Origin of the sequence: Corynebacterium urealyticum DSM 7109 (assembly GCF_000069945.1) — a bacterium.
In the GTDB taxonomy this organism is placed as follows: domain Bacteria; phylum Actinomycetota; class Actinomycetes; order Mycobacteriales; family Mycobacteriaceae; genus Corynebacterium; species Corynebacterium urealyticum.
The window spans coordinates 2320314-2337306 of sequence record NC_010545.1 but is presented as its reverse complement, the minus strand read 5'-3'; the positions used below and the strand labels follow the sequence as shown (position 1 = coordinate 2337306).

At 64.4% G+C, this 16993-nt stretch carries 14 protein-coding genes and 2 pseudogenes; 9 read left to right on the top strand and 7 right to left on the bottom strand.

Translation table 11 applies throughout. From position 1 onward, the window contains the following. Positions 1-8: 8 nt before the first annotated feature. Both CU_RS10025 and CU_RS10020 read left to right on the top strand, forming a co-directional pair. Positions 9-1547: pseudogene (locus tag CU_RS10025) on the top strand (aldehyde dehydrogenase family protein); the annotation flags it as partial. 6 nt (positions 1548-1553) lie between these two features. Further along, a complete protein-coding gene (locus CU_RS10020) occupies positions 1554-2129 on the top strand; it encodes a hypothetical protein (protein WP_012361229.1) in 576 nt (191 codons plus the stop codon). 98 nt (positions 2130-2227) lie between these two features. Here CU_RS10020 and CU_RS10015 read toward each other — a convergent pair whose 3' ends face one another. Both CU_RS10015 and CU_RS10010 read right to left on the bottom strand, forming a co-directional pair. Next, entirely contained in the window at positions 2228-3631 is a 1404-nt protein-coding gene (locus tag CU_RS10015) for an MFS transporter (RefSeq protein ID WP_407919462.1), read from the bottom strand. Positions 3632-4430: 799 nt separating this feature from the next. Continuing rightward, positions 4431-5510: a nucleoside hydrolase gene (locus CU_RS10010; protein ID WP_012361227.1), complete on the bottom strand. Its 1080-nt coding sequence runs from the start codon at positions 5508-5510 to the stop codon at positions 4431-4433. A gap of 522 nt (positions 5511-6032) precedes the next feature. Between CU_RS10010 and CU_RS10700 the strand changes: the two genes are divergently transcribed. Then, positions 6033-6299, top strand: coding sequence for a hypothetical protein (locus CU_RS10700; protein ID WP_148264212.1), 267 nt, complete (start codon positions 6033-6035; stop codon positions 6297-6299). 58 nt (positions 6300-6357) lie between these two features. After that, positions 6358-6456, top strand: a pseudogene (locus tag CU_RS10695) (cadmium resistance transporter); the annotation flags it as partial. Positions 6457-6493: 37 nt separating this feature from the next. Here CU_RS10695 and CU_RS10005 read toward each other — a convergent pair. Then, positions 6494-7534: a ribokinase gene (locus CU_RS10005; RefSeq protein WP_012361226.1), complete on the bottom strand. Its 1041-nt coding sequence runs from the start codon at positions 7532-7534 to the stop codon at positions 6494-6496. A gap of 184 nt (positions 7535-7718) precedes the next feature. Between CU_RS10005 and CU_RS10690 the strand changes: the two genes are divergently transcribed. The 4 genes from CU_RS10690 to CU_RS09990 are packed head-to-tail and all read left to right on the top strand — an operon-like array spanning position 7719 to position 10616. After that, entirely contained in the window at positions 7719-8135 is a 417-nt protein-coding gene (locus CU_RS10690) for a hypothetical protein (RefSeq protein ID WP_012361225.1), read from the top strand. 11 nt (positions 8136-8146) lie between these two features. Then, complete coding sequence (locus tag CU_RS10000; RefSeq protein ID WP_012361224.1) at positions 8147-8875, top strand: ATP-binding cassette domain-containing protein; 729 nt, start codon at positions 8147-8149, stop codon at positions 8873-8875. Positions 8876-8931: 56 nt separating this feature from the next. Beyond that, positions 8932-10056 (top strand): ABC transporter permease, encoded by a 1125-nt coding sequence (locus CU_RS09995; RefSeq protein WP_231837681.1) that lies wholly within the window; start codon positions 8932-8934, stop codon positions 10054-10056. Then, positions 10056-10616 (top strand): hypothetical protein, encoded by a 561-nt coding sequence (locus CU_RS09990; RefSeq protein WP_231837680.1) that lies wholly within the window; start codon positions 10056-10058, stop codon positions 10614-10616. Before CU_RS09995 ends, CU_RS09990 begins: the two co-directional genes overlap by 1 nt. 31 nt (positions 10617-10647) lie before the next feature. Here CU_RS09990 and CU_RS09985 read toward each other — a convergent pair whose 3' ends face one another. Beyond that, positions 10648-11280, bottom strand: a complete 633-nt coding sequence (locus tag CU_RS09985) for an SdpI family protein (RefSeq protein WP_041628539.1) — start codon at positions 11278-11280, stop codon at positions 10648-10650. A gap of 40 nt (positions 11281-11320) precedes the next feature. Between CU_RS09985 and CU_RS09980 the strand changes: the two genes are divergently transcribed. Continuing rightward, positions 11321-14356, top strand: coding sequence for a leucine--tRNA ligase (locus tag CU_RS09980; protein WP_012361221.1), 3036 nt, complete (start codon positions 11321-11323; stop codon positions 14354-14356). Between the two features lie 119 nt (positions 14357-14475). On the opposite strand, the gene CU_RS09975 is transcribed toward CU_RS09980, so the two are convergent. From CU_RS09975 to CU_RS09965, 3 genes are all read right to left on the bottom strand, one after another. After that, positions 14476-14952: a hypothetical protein gene (locus tag CU_RS09975; protein WP_148264211.1), complete on the bottom strand. Its 477-nt coding sequence runs from the start codon at positions 14950-14952 to the stop codon at positions 14476-14478. Between the two features lie 202 nt (positions 14953-15154). Beyond that, positions 15155-16381, bottom strand: coding sequence for a universal stress protein (locus tag CU_RS11065; RefSeq protein WP_012361218.1), 1227 nt, complete (start codon positions 16379-16381; stop codon positions 15155-15157). A 36-nt stretch (positions 16382-16417) separates the two neighbouring features. Further along, entirely contained in the window at positions 16418-16882 is a 465-nt protein-coding gene (locus tag CU_RS09965; RefSeq protein ID WP_012361217.1) for a MarR family winged helix-turn-helix transcriptional regulator, read from the bottom strand. Between the last annotated feature and the right edge of the window lie 111 nt (positions 16883-16993).

Genomic DNA, 16993 nt, shown 5'->3' with positions numbered 1-16993 from the left:
AAGGAGCACACACCATGGCAACACAGATCCCAGAATCCGAATACGCCCAGGTCGAGGGCGTCGTCGAACGAGCACGCGAAGCACAGAAATCCATCCGCGCCCTGAGCGTCGAGGAACGCCTCGAACACCTCCGCCTCCTGCGCGGAGTGATCGTCAACCGCACCGAAGAGATCGTCGAGCGCGTGTGGCAGGAAACCGGCAAGTCCCGCAGCGACATCCTGATGTCCGAGATGTTCGGCGCGCTGGACGTTATCAGCTGGCACGAAAAGAACGCCGCGAAGGTCCTGGCTCCGCAGAAGGTCGAGACCCCGCTGACGATGATGGGTAAGAAGTCCGAGATCTGGTACGAACCCCTCGGCGTGGCCTTCATCATCGCGCCCTGGAACTACCCCTTCTTCCAGGCGATCGTGCCGATCGTGGCGGCGCTGGCTGCCGGCAACGCGGTCGTCTACAAGCCCTCCGAGCACACCCCACTGGCCGGGCTGATCGAATCCCTCCTGGAGGAAGCCGCCATCGCCCCGAACTGGGTGCAGGTGGTCTACGGCGACGGTGCCGTGGGCGCCGAGGTCATCGACCAGCACCCCGACCTCGTCATGTTCACCGGCTCGTGCGCGACCGGCCGGAAGATCATGAAGCAGTGCTCCGACATGCTCATCCCCGTCGAGCTCGAGCTCGGTGGCAAGGACGCCATGATCGTTTTCGAGGACGTCGACATCCCCCGCACCGCCGCGGGCGCACTGTTCGGCGGTCTGACGGCGACCGGCCAGTCCTGTACTTCGGTGGAGCGGCTCTACGTCCACGAGAGCATCAAGGAGGAGTTCGTCGCCGAGCTGGTCCGGCAGGCCCGGCTGCTCACGCAGGCGGACACGGATTCCCGCAACAACGACCTGGGCCGCATGACCGTCGACTTCCAGATCGAGCAGGTCAACGAGCAGGTTCAGGACGCTGTTTCGCGTGGTGCGCGCCAGCTCACCGGGCAGGACTGGGACGGCCGTTCCGCGCTGATCCCACCGATCCTGCTGGTCGACGTGCCGGAGGATGCGCTGGTCGTGACGGAGGAAACCTTCGGACCGGTGATCCCGGTGCTGAGCTTCAGCTCGGAACGGGAGGTCATCGACCGGGCGAATGACACGCCCTTCGGGCTGACCGGTTCCGTGTGGAGCGCGGACATCGACCGGGCGCGCCGGGTGGCCGGGGCGCTGCGCGCCGGCGGGGTGTCCATCAACAACGTCATGGCCACCGAGGCCACCCCGGTGCTGCCGTTCGGTGGGGTGGGTGACTCCGGGATGGGCCGCCACAAGGGTGCCGAGGGCCTGCGCGGCTGGTGTAACCCGAAGTCCGTCATCGTGGATAAGGACGGCTCCCAGGGCGCTGGCCTGGAAGCGAACTGGTACCCGTACACGGAGAAGAAGTACGAGAAGTTCAGCAAGATGCTGCAGGCCTACTTCGCGGAGCAGCCTGCCCCGGTGAAGCTCGCGAAGTTCGGGCTGCTGGGGACTTCGCTGGAATCCTATGCTCAAAAGGCACGGGAAGAGCGGGAGAAGTAGGCGGGAGTGTTTACCCCCGTCAACGGTTTCATCTCCATCGTCCTGAGAGCCGAGCTGAGAAAAGGCTACGCGCCATTCGACCCCTGGATCGTGTTCGATCGGTTTCGGCAGCATGAATTGGCATTAGGATTTGCAGATACTGGAAATCAAGACGTCTACTGGCTGGAAAAGGGCCTGTGGGAGATCAACGATGTCACCACTGAAGAATATCGTGGCCACGATCTGTTGAATCTCCATGTCAACACCAGGATCAGCGACAGTCGGTTCCCCATTCGGGAGCTCTTTGCCGTCTGGGACTTGTCCTTGCCGGTAGGAGCGTTGGTTTCAGCCCAGCGATACATGTTTATCCTCGATCCAGGCAATATCAGCTTCTTTGCTGACCGAGAAAATGCGCCGGCGAAACGGGATCGGGATCCATCGGACTTCATAAACCCCCTCGTGAACCAGCGGTTCTACGATGGTGAGTTTCGTCCATCCTCCTTTTCGCAGTACGTCGATGCTCAGATCAACTTGGATTTAGTGTCACTGCTGCGCAAAAGGAGCGTGACAACTTTCACTTGGGACCGAGCAACTTGGCGCTAGCCCCGGGCGGGAGGCCCCCACGCCTTCCGGGGCCCGCACCTCCCACTGCGAGCGCCCCGCGCTCTCCCCCTGCTCCCCCGTTGAACCCTTTCGGGTGCTTAAGCCGCGGCGTTTTCCTGCGCTGCGGCTTCTTGCTCTGCCGTGGTCGTCTTCGGGATAAACAGGCTGGTCAGCGCAGCCAGGCCCAGAATGATGCCACCCACCAGGAAAGCCGTGGTGTAGCCCGTGGCGGAATCCGAGCCCTCTGGGGAGCCCACCACCTGGAACACCGGCAGCACCGCGAAGGAGATACCCGCACCCAGGTTGAAGGCTGCGGAGTTCATGCCCGGCAGGAAGCCCTGGTTATCCTGCGGCGAGTTCACCACACCCAGGTTGTTCAGCACGATATTGCCGATGCCTGCGTAGGTCACGCCCAGCAGGATCACGCCCACGATCAGCACGATCTTCGAGCGCGTCCCCACGAAAGCTAGCAGGAACAGCAGCAGCATGGACGCGATATTGGAGAGGCGCAGCAGGTTCGCATAACCCACCTTCGGCGCCAGGCGACCTGCGAAGGGGCCCACCGCCCAACCGATCAGTGCGTACGGGGTCAACAGCAGCAGGGACGCCATCGTCGCGCGCATGCCGAAACCAGCCTCCGCGTTCTGTGCCAAGGACGGTGCCACACCGTTGACGGCAGCGAACACACCCGTCATCGTCAGGACGGTGGTCAGCAGCAGACCCCAGGTCTCGCGGCGGCGCAGGTACTTCGGGGCAACCAGCGGAGCCGCACCAGCGGTGTTCTCCTGGCGGGTCTCCCAGCGCCAGAAGATGGCAAACATGATCAGACCAGCGGCCACCAGGCCGATGACGTACAGCCAGTCCGCGGCCGCACCCTTACCGGCCTCATTCGCGGCCAGCGTGATGGACAGCACGGAAACGACGAGGACGGCCGCACCGATCCAGTCCATGCGGACGTTATCGGAAGGCTTGGACTCCGGGGCGAACATCGCGACCACCACGGTGGCGACCGCACCGACGGCGAAGATCAGCCAGAACACGGAGCGGAATCCCCAGTGCTCAGCCATCCAGCCGGAGAGCAGGACGTCGATACCCGCAACACCACCGTTGATCGCGGCGATCAGGCCCATCAGCGTGCCGAGGCGAACCTCGTCCTTAACCTGGCTGCGCAGGATGATCAGCGTCATCGGGATGGTCGGGCCGGAAATGCCCTGCAGCGCGCGGGCCAGCATCAGCACGCCGATATTCGGGGCGAGGGCGGCCAGCAGGCCACCCAGGGACATCACGGCCAGCATGATGACCAGGATGCGGCGGCGTCCCACAATGTCCGAGAGGCGCGGGAGGAACAGGCCGCACATCGCGCCACCGGTGAAGAAGGCGGTCTGGGTCAGGCCCACCGCGGACTCATCGGTGTTGAGCTCCGTGGCCATCGTGCGCAGCACCGGGGAGAGCATCGAGGCGTTGAGCTGGAATGCCACCGCCGCGGTGATGAGCACGAACATGAGCAGTGGCAGGCCGCCCTTGCGCGAATCCACCGGGTCGATGACCGGGGTCGCACCGGCGGGGTTATTTGGCCCGCCTGAGCGGGGCGTAGTTGCGTTCATATATGCAGGATAAGTGGGCGATTCGTGCGAGTCCACACTTTTTCCTGTGATGTTGGCTGCACGTGCGCGCTGGTTGGTGCGGGAGGGTGCGAGCGAGCGCGTGCGCGGGCTCCCCGATTGTGTGTTTTGCAGAGTTTGATGTCGGAAATCCCCGCAAAAGCGACATCAAACTCTGCAAAACGTGAAGGGGGTGCGGGAGGGCGCGGGCGTGGGGACGTGTTAGCGCGCGGGCGTGGGGATGCCCCGCTCGCGGGTGGGGGCTTTGGGGGCTTTGGGGCTTGGAGGGCGTGCGCGGGCGCGGGAGCCAGCCCCCTGCCCCGCCCCGGAATCCCGGCCGCGCCGGTGCCCCGGTGGCCCCTGTCCGGCCCCCTCGAGGGTGCCCACTTCCCCGTGCCCTGGCCCCCGATTGTGTGTTTTGCAGAGTTTGTTGCCGGAAATCTGCCCAAAACCGACCTCAAACTCTGCAAAACGTGAAGGGGGTGCGGGGGGTGCGGGAGAGTGCGGGCGTGGGGACGTGTTAGCGCGCGGGCACCGGAACCCGCTCCCCCGATTGTGTGTTTTGCAGAGTTTGTTGCCGGAAATCCGCCCAAAAGCGACATCAAACTCTGCAAAACGTGAAGGAGGGGGCGTGCCCCGCTCGCGGGTGCGGGGGCCGCCCTGGAAGCACACCCGCTCCCCGCGCGGCCCCGAACGGGCGCTAGCCCCGGAAGCCGGTGTTACCGATGCGGGTCAGCGCATCAACCAGCAGGTCCCAGAAGCGATCCACGTCCACGTCCACGCCGACGCGGTGGCGCACCGGCTCCACGTGCTCGCCATAGGTATCCATGCCCGCGCAGGCGTAATCATCCGTGCGGCACAGCGAGGAAGGATCGCCCGGCTGCTCAGCCGTCTGATCCTGCGCGCCCCAGGTGCGCCGCAGGTCAACCACGGTCATGCCGCGGGTGTACTCACCCTTGGTCTCCACGACGACCGGGGCCGCCACGGTGCGCAGCACCTCCGGGTCGGCCACCGCCGCAACGGCCAGCGGGTCGTGCATCGGCGGCCCCGGGTAGCGGCGCTCCTTCATGTACGCGCCGCCGAAGAATTCCACAAGCTCCGCGATGAACTCCGCAACATCCGTGCCCACGGCCTTGAGCTGCGCCATGCGGGACGGAACCGCGAGCACCTTGTGGGTGACGTCCAAACCAACCATCGTGACCGGCCACTCCGCGTCGAAGACTATCGCGGCGGCCTCCGGGTCGGCGAGGATGTTGAACTCCGCGGACGGGGTCATGTTGCCGGTGTGGTGCCCACCGCCCATCAGCGTCACACCCGCCACGCGGGAGACGAGCTCCGGGTAGCGGCGCGCGAACAGCCCAATGTTGGTCAGCGCGCCGGTCGGCACGAGCGTGACGGTGCCCGGCTCCTCCCGCTCGATGACCTGCGCGATCAGGTCGACGGCGTGGGTGTCCTCCAGCTCCACGCCAGCCTCCGGCAGCTGCGGGCCGTCGAGGCCGGACTCGCCGTGGATCTCATCCGGAATCAGCTGCGGCCCGACGAGCGGACGGTGCGCACCAGCGGCGAAGGGCACGCCGGTGATCCCGCCGACGCGGGCCAGCGCCTGCGCGTTCTTGGTGACCTTCTCGAGGGTCTGGTTCCCCGCGACGGTCGTGACCGCGAGCAGCTCGAGGTTCGGGTTTCCCCAGGCCAGGAGCATGGCGATGGCGTCGTCGTGGCCGGGGTCGCAGTCGAGGATGATCTTGCGCGGCTGGGTGTTATTGGCTGCAGAAGTGCTCATACCTCAAGTGTGCCACGCGCACCTGGGAGAACGCGGTGCGAAAGCTAGGATATTGCTCACGCACTTTCACACCCCGCGCATACTCCGCGCCCAACCCCCAGGACGCCCCTTGTTCGCAACGATCGCCCAGGCTGTTGGCCCTGTCGCCGTGCAGATCCCGTTCCCACTGGTGCTGATCATCCTGGGCGCGGTGATTCTGGTCCAGGGGAACGCTTTCGGCCTCTAGCTGCGGTTGTCCTGCTCCCCCGCCAGGTCGCGGATCTCTGCTTCCGTCGCGTACGACGCCGCCGCGCCGGCCCCGGGGGTCGGTGGCCTGGTTCTCAGGCTGGTGCTAGAACATCTACGACGAAAGAAGATGTTGCCATAAGGTCTAAGTTAATCTTCATCCGCCTATTGTATTAAGGACTGAGGGAGTTGACGACACAATTATTTGAAGAGGAGCTCAACGTTAGGTGTTCCCCACAAAGGTTTAGCGTAATCAAGTCACGGTTACTGAGGGCGTTGAAAAATAGTCCCATGGTAATGGAAATAATTGACTGCGTTCAAGGGGTTGACCGAGAGAATGAATATAATTTAGAGCTTCCGACGGGGGATGATGGAAGAAGTCCGGATGCGACTGAGGTTAATACGGTCGCTATTTCATTCAGCGCGAGTGCCAATGTTTCAGATTTAGATGAACTGAGTGACGAAGTGTATAGCTGCGTGCTGTATGCGCTGAATAATTCTCAGACATTAGATTTTTTCAGCCTATTATCTCCCCTTGAAGATAAAAGGGATTTATGCGGTTAGATCGGCATTCTGCTTTGAGTATTTGGGGTAAGCAGATGGCGATTGGGATTGATTGGCTGTCGTCGCCGGTGCGGGTGCCTTCCTGCCGCCCAGCGCGATCCCCTATTTCGGTCTGATTCCGCTGGTCGATGGCCTGAAGGCTGCATGGAAGGCCTGGGCGTGGTGATCCTAGTCCAGGGCTACACTTTCGGCCTCTAGCTGCGGTTTTCCTGTCCCAACGCCAGGTCGCGGATCTCTGCTTCCGTCGCGTACGACGCCGCCGCGCCGGCCTTCTGGGTCGCCAAGGACCCGGCCGCAACAGCCACGCGGGTGGCGTCCACCAGGGAGGAACCGGTGGCTACCTCGGCCGCGAGCGTGCCACAGAACGCATCCCCGGCACCCGTGGTGTCCACGATGTTCTCCATCTGCGGGGCGGGCACGCGCGTGACCCCGTCCTCGTCGATGACGGCCGCGCCCGCCGGGCCCAGGGTGACCACGCAGGTGCGGGCGAGGTCCTCGAGCGCGGCGAAGAGCTCCTCGGTGGGGGTTTCGCGGGGCAGCCCGGTGATGTCCGCGGCCTCCAGCTCGTTGAGAATGATCGGGTCGGACGCCGCGACCAGGTCGGCGTCCTTCGTCGTCACCGGTGCGAGGTTCAGGATCAGCCGGGCCCCGATGGCCTCGGCCAACGCGGGCAGTTCCGCGGAGTGCTCCGGGGTGAGCTCGCCTTGGGCCAGCACAACCGGGATGGGGCGCTCATCGGCCAGCTCGGTGGCCAGGCCCGTCAGCTCAGCCGGGCTGGTCAGCTCGTTGGCCCCGGAGGTGACGATGATGATGTTCTCGCCCGACGCGTCGTTCATGATGAACGCCTGGCCGGTGGGCTGGTTGGTGCGGGCGATGTGGGCGGTGTTCACCCCGTGCTCGTCGAGCTCCTTGATCGCCAGCAGCGCCAGCGGATCGAGCGGCTGGTTGGGGTTATCGGCGCTGGTCTCCCCCACGGCACCCAGCAGGATCGTCTCCACGCCCATGCGGGCGGAGGCGACGGCCTGGTTCGCGCCCTTGCCGCCGAGTCCCTGCAGCCCGCGGCGGCCGATGATGGTCTCGCCGGGGTGCGGGAACTCATCGAGGCCCACGAAGGTGTCGACGTTGATGCTGCCGCACACGAGGACGGCAGGCGCAGCGTTGCTGTTCGCGTCGACGGATGCAGGAGTGTTCGCCGCGTCGGTGGGCGCGGTGTTCGGGTTCTTACCGGGGTTCATGCCTCACAGTCTAGAAGACGCCCCGGGCTTGCCTGGGGTTGTCTCGGAAGGGGGTGGCCAACGCCACAGGTGCATTACAGAAGCCGCAGATTCCGGGCACGCGATACCCCTGGTTGGGTAATCTATCAATAGTACAATTGAGGAGGGATAGAGTTGCGGTCCGTACGATTTCGGAGAGGAATACATGCGTAAAATTATGCAGAACCGGCGAGGGGTAACCGCGGTTGCCGCAGCCCTGGCTTTGTCAACAAGCCTCGTTGCCGCCCCTGCCGACGCTAGCGTCATCAATACACGACTTGAGCGCGTTCGCACCGGTTTTCAATCGCAGCGCGTAAACCATGTGGGTGCGCATGCAGTGCAGGCAGGGTTGATCGATTGTACTTCCAATGCCCCCGGGGCTACCCCGTACCTTGAGTTGATGTTGAAGAAAGTTCGGCGACTCCAGCCAGATGTCAACATGGGGCTTCGAAATGTCTCTAATTGCTTTAAAAAGCCGTACCGAGCGTCGTGGGGATTCCCTGGTCATGCGAAGTATTACTGGCAAGTAAAGTCACGGGATTACCAGACAACCAGCGCCCGCATCATGAACCTCTACTTTTAGATTGCCACTCCATGCCTACAGCCTCTTTCCGCTTCGCCTACCCGCAGAGTACCCAACGGATCGACATCCGCGATCTCGCCATCAACGATGCTGCCACAGTCGTTCTCGGTGTCAACGGAGCAGGTAAAACGACCATGTTGCGCTGCCTCGCTGGACAATTCAAACTGCAACGAGGGAAGCTGCCCAGCGCGGATGGCACCGTCTACGTTGCCCAAAAGTTCATGCCCATCAGCGGTTTTAACGTGGCGGATTACATTTCTTACGTCGGTTGGCTGCAAGGGGCTCCCATGCGACAGGCCCAGAAGGACGCCCTCACCTGGGCCGAGTTCGTGGGTTTGCAGGGAGATGTAACCCGCCAGGAATGTCGACAGCTGAGCGGTGGGCAGCAGGCGAAGCTCCAGCTGGCCGCCGCCTTGAATTCTCAGGCGCGCTGGCTGTTACTCGACGAACCCAGTGCGACTCTGGACCCAATCGCGAAGCAGGAGCTACGGCAGCTCTATCGCGACGTCATCAACCGAGGCATCCGGTTGTGGGTTTCCAGCCACCAGCCCTTGGAAGTCGGCGAACCATTTGAGCAGGTCATCGTGTTAGATCATGGCTGTCTCGCATTTCAGGGGCGAATCGACGACTTCATTGGCTTCAGTGATGACCGAACTGACGCCTCCGATACGACCTGGCGAGGAGAACCTATCTCCCCCACTGTTCTGCAGTTGTCTGCCGTCCACCGGTCGGAGGCGTGATGAGAAAAGCGTTACTTCGAAATGCGCTAATCGTTCTCGTGGGTTTCGCTGTCAGCTTGTGGCTCAACATCAGCATCGAGGGTGCTGAAACCTACCCGAGTTCCCCGCAAGCCACGCTCCATAAGTCTTGGCAGTTGTTCATTGTCCTGGGGCCCTTGCTTGGGTTCCTGAGCGCGTGGGAGGCGTCCCGGTTTCGCGAAATCCTGACTCAGCTGGGCAGGCCACGTTATGCCGGGAAAGTATGGTTGCGGTCGATTGCTCCACTCCAGCTGATTGCATTTTTGCTCGTCACTCTACATTTTGTTCTCAACGATGGATTCGGCTCCAGGGCCTGGCCGCAAGGCGTGTTGATTATCGCGCTGCATGCGCTCGTTTGGGCTTCACTCGGTACGGCATGCGGCCTCTATCTTCCAAGCCTGATCGCCTTGCCCGTGGCAATGTTCCTGAGCTTTGTTCTGCAGGCTTACCCGCCGGCACTGTCGCAGCCTGAATGGCGCTACATGTTCGGCCAGACTGCAGGGCTGTGCTGCGGTATTGACCGCGAACTGAACTCCTCCTTCGTGGCGGCGAGTGCCACGATGCTCGCCGCATTGCTCATGGCAGCGTGGGTGCTCATTTATGTCGGTAGCTCCGGGTGTCGAGGAACGACCGCCGCCGTGGCCGCTGGAGTAGCCGTTGCGCTGTTGGGAGGGTTTGCTAGCTATTCGCAAGTTGCAGGGGCTGGTTATGACGTGACCGTCCAAAGGTCTGAGAAAGACTTGGTCTGCAGCGATAGCCAGTGTTTATGGCCCGAAACGCCCGAGGAGGTCGTGGCTGCTAATCGTGATGTGCTGAGCTCTCTCGGCAAGCCGCAGGCGTCCCTGTGGGACATACACAGCTCAGCTGCACCGGAAGACCTGCAGAAGGAGCAACCACAGCAATATCTCCTTGTGCGATCCACCGACCCCGACACGGTTGAACTCGTGCTCATCCTGCAGCATCTTCAGGCAGATGACGCACTACGCCGCACCCCGAGCTGCTGGTTCGGCGAGGACGGGCCCGTGCCGGTCGCCGATGCCTTTGACGGGGTCTCCCCTGATGACCTCAAGCGCTTGGTGTTGGAGCCATCGGGTCACCTTCGGCAAGAGCTCGATCATGAGGCGCTCATTAGCAAGGTCAACGAGGGCTGCGTGGCGTCGTGATGACCAAGCTGTACCTTCGTGGCCACCGTGTCCCCCAGGCCTTTGGTCTAATTGCGATCGCTGTATGCGGCGCCATTGTTCTGGGGACAACAGCAATACCCTTGCCGTGGGTTGATGGCACGTACGGCGCTGTTGTGCCGTTCAATGTCGTCTTTGCGTTGCTGTTTCTCAGTGCTGTTGTGCTCTTCTACACCAGCGACCTCGCGGTGTGGGAGGAATACAGCCCCCGGTCGTGGAAGACACAGGATTATGCCTTTCTCGGTGCTGCGTATCTCCCACTGGTTCTGCTCGCCTCGTTCGGAAACGCAGGCTTGTGGCAGTTTAGCGCCTTGAGTCTGGCCTGCTTCTGGACCTTAAGTCTTGTGCAGCCCCCACTACATGCGCTGAGCGCGACACTCTTTCTGGCCTTTGCGCAGTGTCTATTGATCGTGGCCCTACCAGCAAAGTTCCTGCCGCTTTTTTGGAAGCCCACGCTGTGGGTCACGCTTGCCGCGAGCGCCTATTCGCTAGTGATTTTTTCCATCGCGCGACCCAAGTTGAAGCGCGCGAACCTCCGCTAGTCTGCGCGCTAAGGTGTACCCGCGTTAACCCCTAGCGGCGGTCCTGCTCCGCCACCGCGCGCCGTGCCGCATCCAGATCCAGCGCAGGCTTCGCCGCCGCCTGCTGAGCGCCCTGCCCAGCACCAGCACCAGAACCGGCGTCCCGACCTGCGTCGAAGGCCGCTCCCCCGCCTTCGCATGCGCCATTGAGCGAGCAGCTACCGCACGCATTCCCCGACGCACATTCCTCCGCCGACGGTTCACAACCGCCAGCCGAGGCGTCGTCGTTGGAAGAAGAACCAGAGGAACAGCAACCCGCAGCGGACCGGGCCTCCTCGGCCTCCTGACCACGCACGTGCTCCAGGCGAGCCATCGTGGACGCCGCCATCGCAGAACCCATCCCAATCAGGAACAGCGCCCCCACGATCAACAGCGCGAAGACCAGCCACATCCAGCCGCCGATCCCCGTCGTCAACAACGCAGCGCCCAGCAGTGCCGCACCCGCACCCATCCACGCCGGGCCCGCGATCTTGTGCGCCAAAACCCAGTTCTCGGAGGACTTCCGAACCTCCGGAATACGCAGGCCAACCACCCCGTTACCAGGCAGTTTCTCAAGAAAGCCGAGCAGCCCCACCGTCAGAACAGCGAGGGCGAGAATAACCAGCAGGATGGTGAGCACGATCATGCGGTTCAGTCTATTACCCCGTCTATTAGAATGACCAACCATGAACACCCCAGCTGACACGTCCGACCAGACCCCGTACCGCTACTCCCCCGCGCTCGCCGCGGATATCGAGCAGCGGTGGCAGAAGCACTGGGCCGACCACGGCACCTTCAACGCCCCCAACCCCGTCGGCGACCTCGCCGAAGACGGCCAGAAGCTGCCGGAAGACCGCATCTTCGTGCAGGACATGTTCCCCTACCCCTCCGGCGCCGGGCTGCACGTCGGCCACCCGCTGGGCTACATCGCCACCGATGTCTATGCACGCTTCCAGCGCATGACCGGCAAGAACGTGCTCCACACCCTCGGCTACGACGCCTTCGGCCTGCCCGCCGAGCAGTACGCCGTCCAGACCGGCACCCACCCGCGCACCACCACCATGGCCAATATCGAGAACATGGAGCGCCAGCTGGGCCGCCTGGGGCTTGGCCACGATAAACGCCGCGCCGTCGCCACCACTGACCGCGAGTTCTACCGCTGGACCCAGTGGATCTTCCTCAAGATCTACAACTCCTGGTTCGACCCGGAGGCCGACCCCGCGCCGGGCTACCCAGCCAAGCTGAAGGGCCGCGCCCGCCCGATCTCCGAGCTCATCCCGAAGCTCGAGGCCGAGCACGCCGACTGGGCCGAGAAGACCGAAGCCGAGCGCCAGGAGATCATCGACGGCTACCGCCTGGTCTACCGCTCCAACTCCACCGTCAACTGGTGCCCGGGCCTGGGCACCGTGCTGGCGAACGAGGAGGTCACCGCCGAGGGCCGCTCCGAGCGCGGCAACTTCCCGGTCTTCCGCAAGAACCTCCAGCAGTGGATGATGCGCATAACCGCCTACTCCGACCGCCTGCTCGAGGACCTGGAATTCCTCGACTGGCCGGAGAAGGTCAAGTCCATGCAGCGCAACTGGATCGGCCGTTCCCGCGGCGCGCAGCTCGCGTTTTCCTCCGCGGCGGGCCCGATCGAGGTCTTCACCACCCGCCCGGACACCCTCTTCGGTGCGACGTACATGGTGCTCGCCCCTGAGCACAAGCTCGTCGACACCCTCGTTTCCGCAGCTGAGGACGCCGCCGGCTCCCCGCAGGCCGCCTACGCCGACGCCGATGAGCGCTGGACCTTCGGCAAGAACAGCCCATCCGAGGCCGTCGCCGCCTACCGCGCGTCCATCGCCGCGAAGTCCGACCTGGAGCGCCAGGAGAACAAGGAAAAGACCGGTGTGTTCACCGGCGCGTACGCCACCAACCCGGTCAACGGCGAGCAGGTGCCCGTCTTCATCGCCGACTACGTCCTCATGGGCTACGGCACCGGCGCCATCATGGCGGTCCCGGCACACGACGAGCGCGACTTCGACTTCGCCACCGCCTTCGGCCTGCCGATCCGCGAGGTCGTCGCCGGCGGCGAGAAGGGCGAGGACGGCCAGCTCACCGCCGCCTACACCGAGGGCGGCAAGGCCGTGAACAGCGCAAACGCCGAGGGTCTGGACATCAACGGCCTCGCCCTGGCAGAGGCGAAGGCCACCACCACCGACTGGCTCGAGGAGAAGGGCTACGGCCACGGCAAGGTGCAGTTCAAGCTGCGCGACTGGCTGTTCGCCCGCCAGCGTTACTGGGGCGAGCCCTTCCCCATCGTCTACGACGCCGACGGTGTCGCCCACCCGCTGCCGGAGGACATGCTCCCGGTGGAGCTGCCGGAGGTCGAGGACTACAAGCCGGTCGCCTTCGACCCGGAGGACCAGGACACCGAGCCGCAGCCCCCGCTGGCGAAGGCCCGCGAGTGGATCGAGGTCGAGCTGGACCTCGGCGATGGCCGTGGCACGCAGACCTACTACCGCGACGCGAACGTCATGCCGCAGTGGGCCGGTTCCTCCTGGTACCAGCTGCGCTACATCGACCCGAATAACGAGAACGCGCTGGTAGACATCGACAACGAGCGCTACTGGGTCGGCCCGCGCGAGGGCAACCCCTCCGGTGGTGTGGACCTGTACGTCGGCGGCGTGGAGCACGCGGTGCTGCACCTGCTGTACTCCCGCTTCTGGCACAAGGTGCTCTTCGACCTGGGCGTGGTCAGCTCCTTCGAGCCGTACCACCGCCTGTTCAACCAGGGCTACATCCAGGCCTACGCCTACACCGATTCCCGCGGCGTGTACATGCCGGCCGCGGAGGTCGTGGAGCGCGACGGCGCATTCGTGCACGTCAACCCGGAGACCGGCGAGGAAACCCCGGTCCAGCAGGAGTACGGGAAGATGGGCAAGTCCCTGAAGAACTCCGTCTCCCCGGACGAGATCTGCGATAACTACGGCGCGGACACCCTGCGCGTCTACGAGATGTCCATGGGGCCGCTGGATACCTCCCGCCCGTGGGCGACGAAGGACGTCGTCGGCGCGCAGCGTTTCCTGCAGCGCGCCTGGCGCCTGGTCGTGGACGAGACGTCCGGCAAGGCCGCCGTCGATGAGGACGTCAACACGCTGGCCTCGCTGCCGGATGAGGACCGCCGTGCGGTGAACCGCGCGCTGGCGGGTGTCCACGAGGACTACACCAACCTGCACAACAACACGGCCGTCGCGAAGCTGATCGAGCTGGTCAACTACCTGACGAAGCAGTACGGCGCGGCTGGTGCCGGTGGCGCCCAGGGTGCCGCGGCGGATGCTGCAGTGCCGCGTGCGGCGGCGGAGGCGCTGGCGCTGATGCTGGCCCCGGTGGCCCCGCACCTGGCCGAGGAGCTGTGGCAGGTGCTGGGCGGGGCTGCGGCCTCCGGCCTGCTGGCTGACGGGGCAGGTCAGGGTTCTGGCCTGACCCAGGACGAGGCCTCCGTGGCCTTCGTGCCATACCCGGCGTGGGAAGAGGACTGGCTGGTCGACGACCAGATCGAGATGCCGGTTCAGATCATGGGCAAGGTTCGCGCCCGCATCATGGTCGCCGCCGATGCCTCCCGCGAGGACCTGGAGGCCGCCGCACTGGCCGACGAGACCGTCCAGGGCCACATCGAGGGCAAGACGGTGCAGAAGGTCATCGTCGTGCCGGGCCGCATGATCAATATCGTCGCGAAGTAAGGCGAAAGGCCGCCCGGGGAGAGGACCGGGCGGCCTGCATCTGGGGGTGCGCTGGAGCCTTGCCTTTTCGGGGCCCGTTGGGGGTTGGCCCGTTGGCCCGTGGGGGCGGGGGCTGGGTTCTAGGCGTTGAGGATCAGCATCGCCGCGCTGTTGACCGACCAGCCGATCGCCACGGGCATGATGAACCAGATCACCGCGATCCACGGGCGCCAGCGCTGGTGGCGCTTCCACTTGTAGTAGCAGATATACGCCGCGCCGAAGAGCCCGAAAAAGCACACCAGAGCTGGGGCGATGTGGAAGAACAGCCGGAATCCCTCGGTGCACAACCAGGCGGAAGAATCGGCGTCGCAATAAGGGCCGCCCACGATGCGGGAGATAATCGCGGTGCCCAACGCGAGGACCGCCGCGATGCCCGGGACGGCGCAGAAGTAGATGATCGCCTGCTTCGTCGAGCGGTTATTGCGCTCCAGGCGGGCGAGGGGATCGGCCTCGTAATCGAGCTCGGTGAGTTTCGGGCGGCCGGCGGTCTGCGGGGGAAGGTCCTCTGGTGGCAGCTCGGCGCGATTCTCCGGGTGCTCCGGGCCCAACGTACTCACGATTACCCTCTTCCTTCGGTGAAACTCCTGGTAGCTCCCAACCTTAAGAGATCCCGGCCACAAAGCTAAACCCCGCTGCCACACTCGAGCGGGGAAGCGTAACTCGGGTGGGGTAGTGGGTGTGCGCTGCGGCGCGCAATGCACACAGGGGGAGGGGCAGCCAGATCCGGCTAGCTCGACCCGCCTAGCTCGCCCCGACCGCCTAGACCGTGCTGAGGAACACCGGCACCGGCACGTGCCGCAGGATCTGGTTTGTCGATGGGCCGATGAACACGCGGTTGAAGTCACCCAGCACGCTGGAGCCCATGACCATCAGGTCGCCCTTGCGCCACTTGATCGCGCCGACGGCCTCCTCCCAGCTCGCGCCGATGCCGGTCTTCGTCGTGACCTCCAGCTCTGGGTGGCGGGACAGCGCTCGTTTCCGGCCACGCTCCAGCAGCTCCTTGGCCTGCACCTGCCACGCCTCCGCCAACGGGGCAGCGGCGTTGTTAGAACCAACAGCACCGGCACTGCCGGCACCCGCGGCATCCACCGCGTCGCCGAAGGCCACCTGCGTGGGGTCCAGCGAGACCCCGGCGGGGGAGAAGGCCACCAGGCGCAGTGGCACCTCCCACCGCCGCGCGAGATCCGAGGCATGGCGCAGTGCCTGCTGGGACTGCTCGGTATCCACATAAGCGCAGTTCAGGCGGGTCGGCCCGGCCTTAGAGAAGTCCAGGTTCCGCGGCACCAGCATCAGCGGTAGCGGGGAGCAGTGCAGCAGTGCATCCGCGGTGGAGCCCATCCGGTAGCGCCCGTCCGGCGAATCCGCCTGCGAACCCAGCAGGATCACATCCGCCCCGAACTCCTCACCGGCCTCGATGAGTCGGCTGGTCTCGGAGTGATCGCTGTAGACCATCGCGAGCTGCTCTTCGTCGAGCATCTTCTCGGGCACCCCGGCGGCCAGCAGCGCGGCACGAGCGGACTCGCCCGCGGCGGTCATTTCTGCCGCCAACCAGGTGTTGAAGGCCTCCCGGGCCTCCGTATAGGTGGTGGGGGTGGCGGACCCGGCGACCGGGGCGCCCAGTGCCTCGGCCGCGCCCATCCCGGTGCCTGGGGTGCCGTGGCTGCGGCTGGTGTCCGGGCTGGTGGGGTAGAGGTCCGAGGTGGCGGTGGGGTAGAGGTCCGCCTGATCCGCCGCCGCGGCGGGGACGTCCGTCTGTGGCCAGGTCTGGGAGATCACCGTCGCGGTCCGCACGACCAGCGGGTTCTCCTGCGCGAGCCAGGCAACGGTGCGCGCGAGGTCCTCGCCCACGCTTCCGGCATGCGGTGGCCACGCGACCAGGACGCGCAGCGCGCGGTTGACGCGCGGCGCGCTCACCGGCTTGGCGAGCGTTGGCGGGCGGAATGCCTTCTTAGCGGTGCGGGACTTCTTCGTCTTCTTCGGTGCCACAGCGTTGAGCTCCCCGTCCCAAATCAGTGTTTAGCGCTACTTCTCAGCCGGGTTAGCGCTCTCATCATCCTCAGAGTAGCGCTCCAGGATGGTGTCGATGACCGGGATGAAATCGTCGACGGTCTGCAGATCTTCCTCGCTGAGGTTCTCCAGCATGCTGGCGAGCTGGATGCTGCGCGCCCCCTCCTGGTTGTGCAGCTCTTCCCGCCCCTTGTCGGTGAGCTGAACGCGTACGCCGCGGCGGTCGCTGACGTCCCGAACGCGGTGGACCAGCCCCATCGTCTCGAGCTGGTTGACGGCGTTGGAGGCCGTCGGCATGCGGATGGATTCCATCGCAGCGATCTGAGAGATGCGCATGGGCCCCTCGCTGTCCAGGATCATCATGATCGACAGCTGGGCCTGCGAGATGCTCGACTGCTCCGTCTTACGGAAGTAGAGCAGGTAAAGGCGCGTGAGGCTCGGGCGAAGATCCCGGGCGATGTCCATTTTTGAACGTGGCATAAAGACCAATCTACCTGAGTGTTGTCCATACAAAACTATCGACTACCAGATATTCCCCTATCGCGGGGAAAGATCTACCCCGGGGGCTCGTGTAGCACCCCGAGGGTAGCG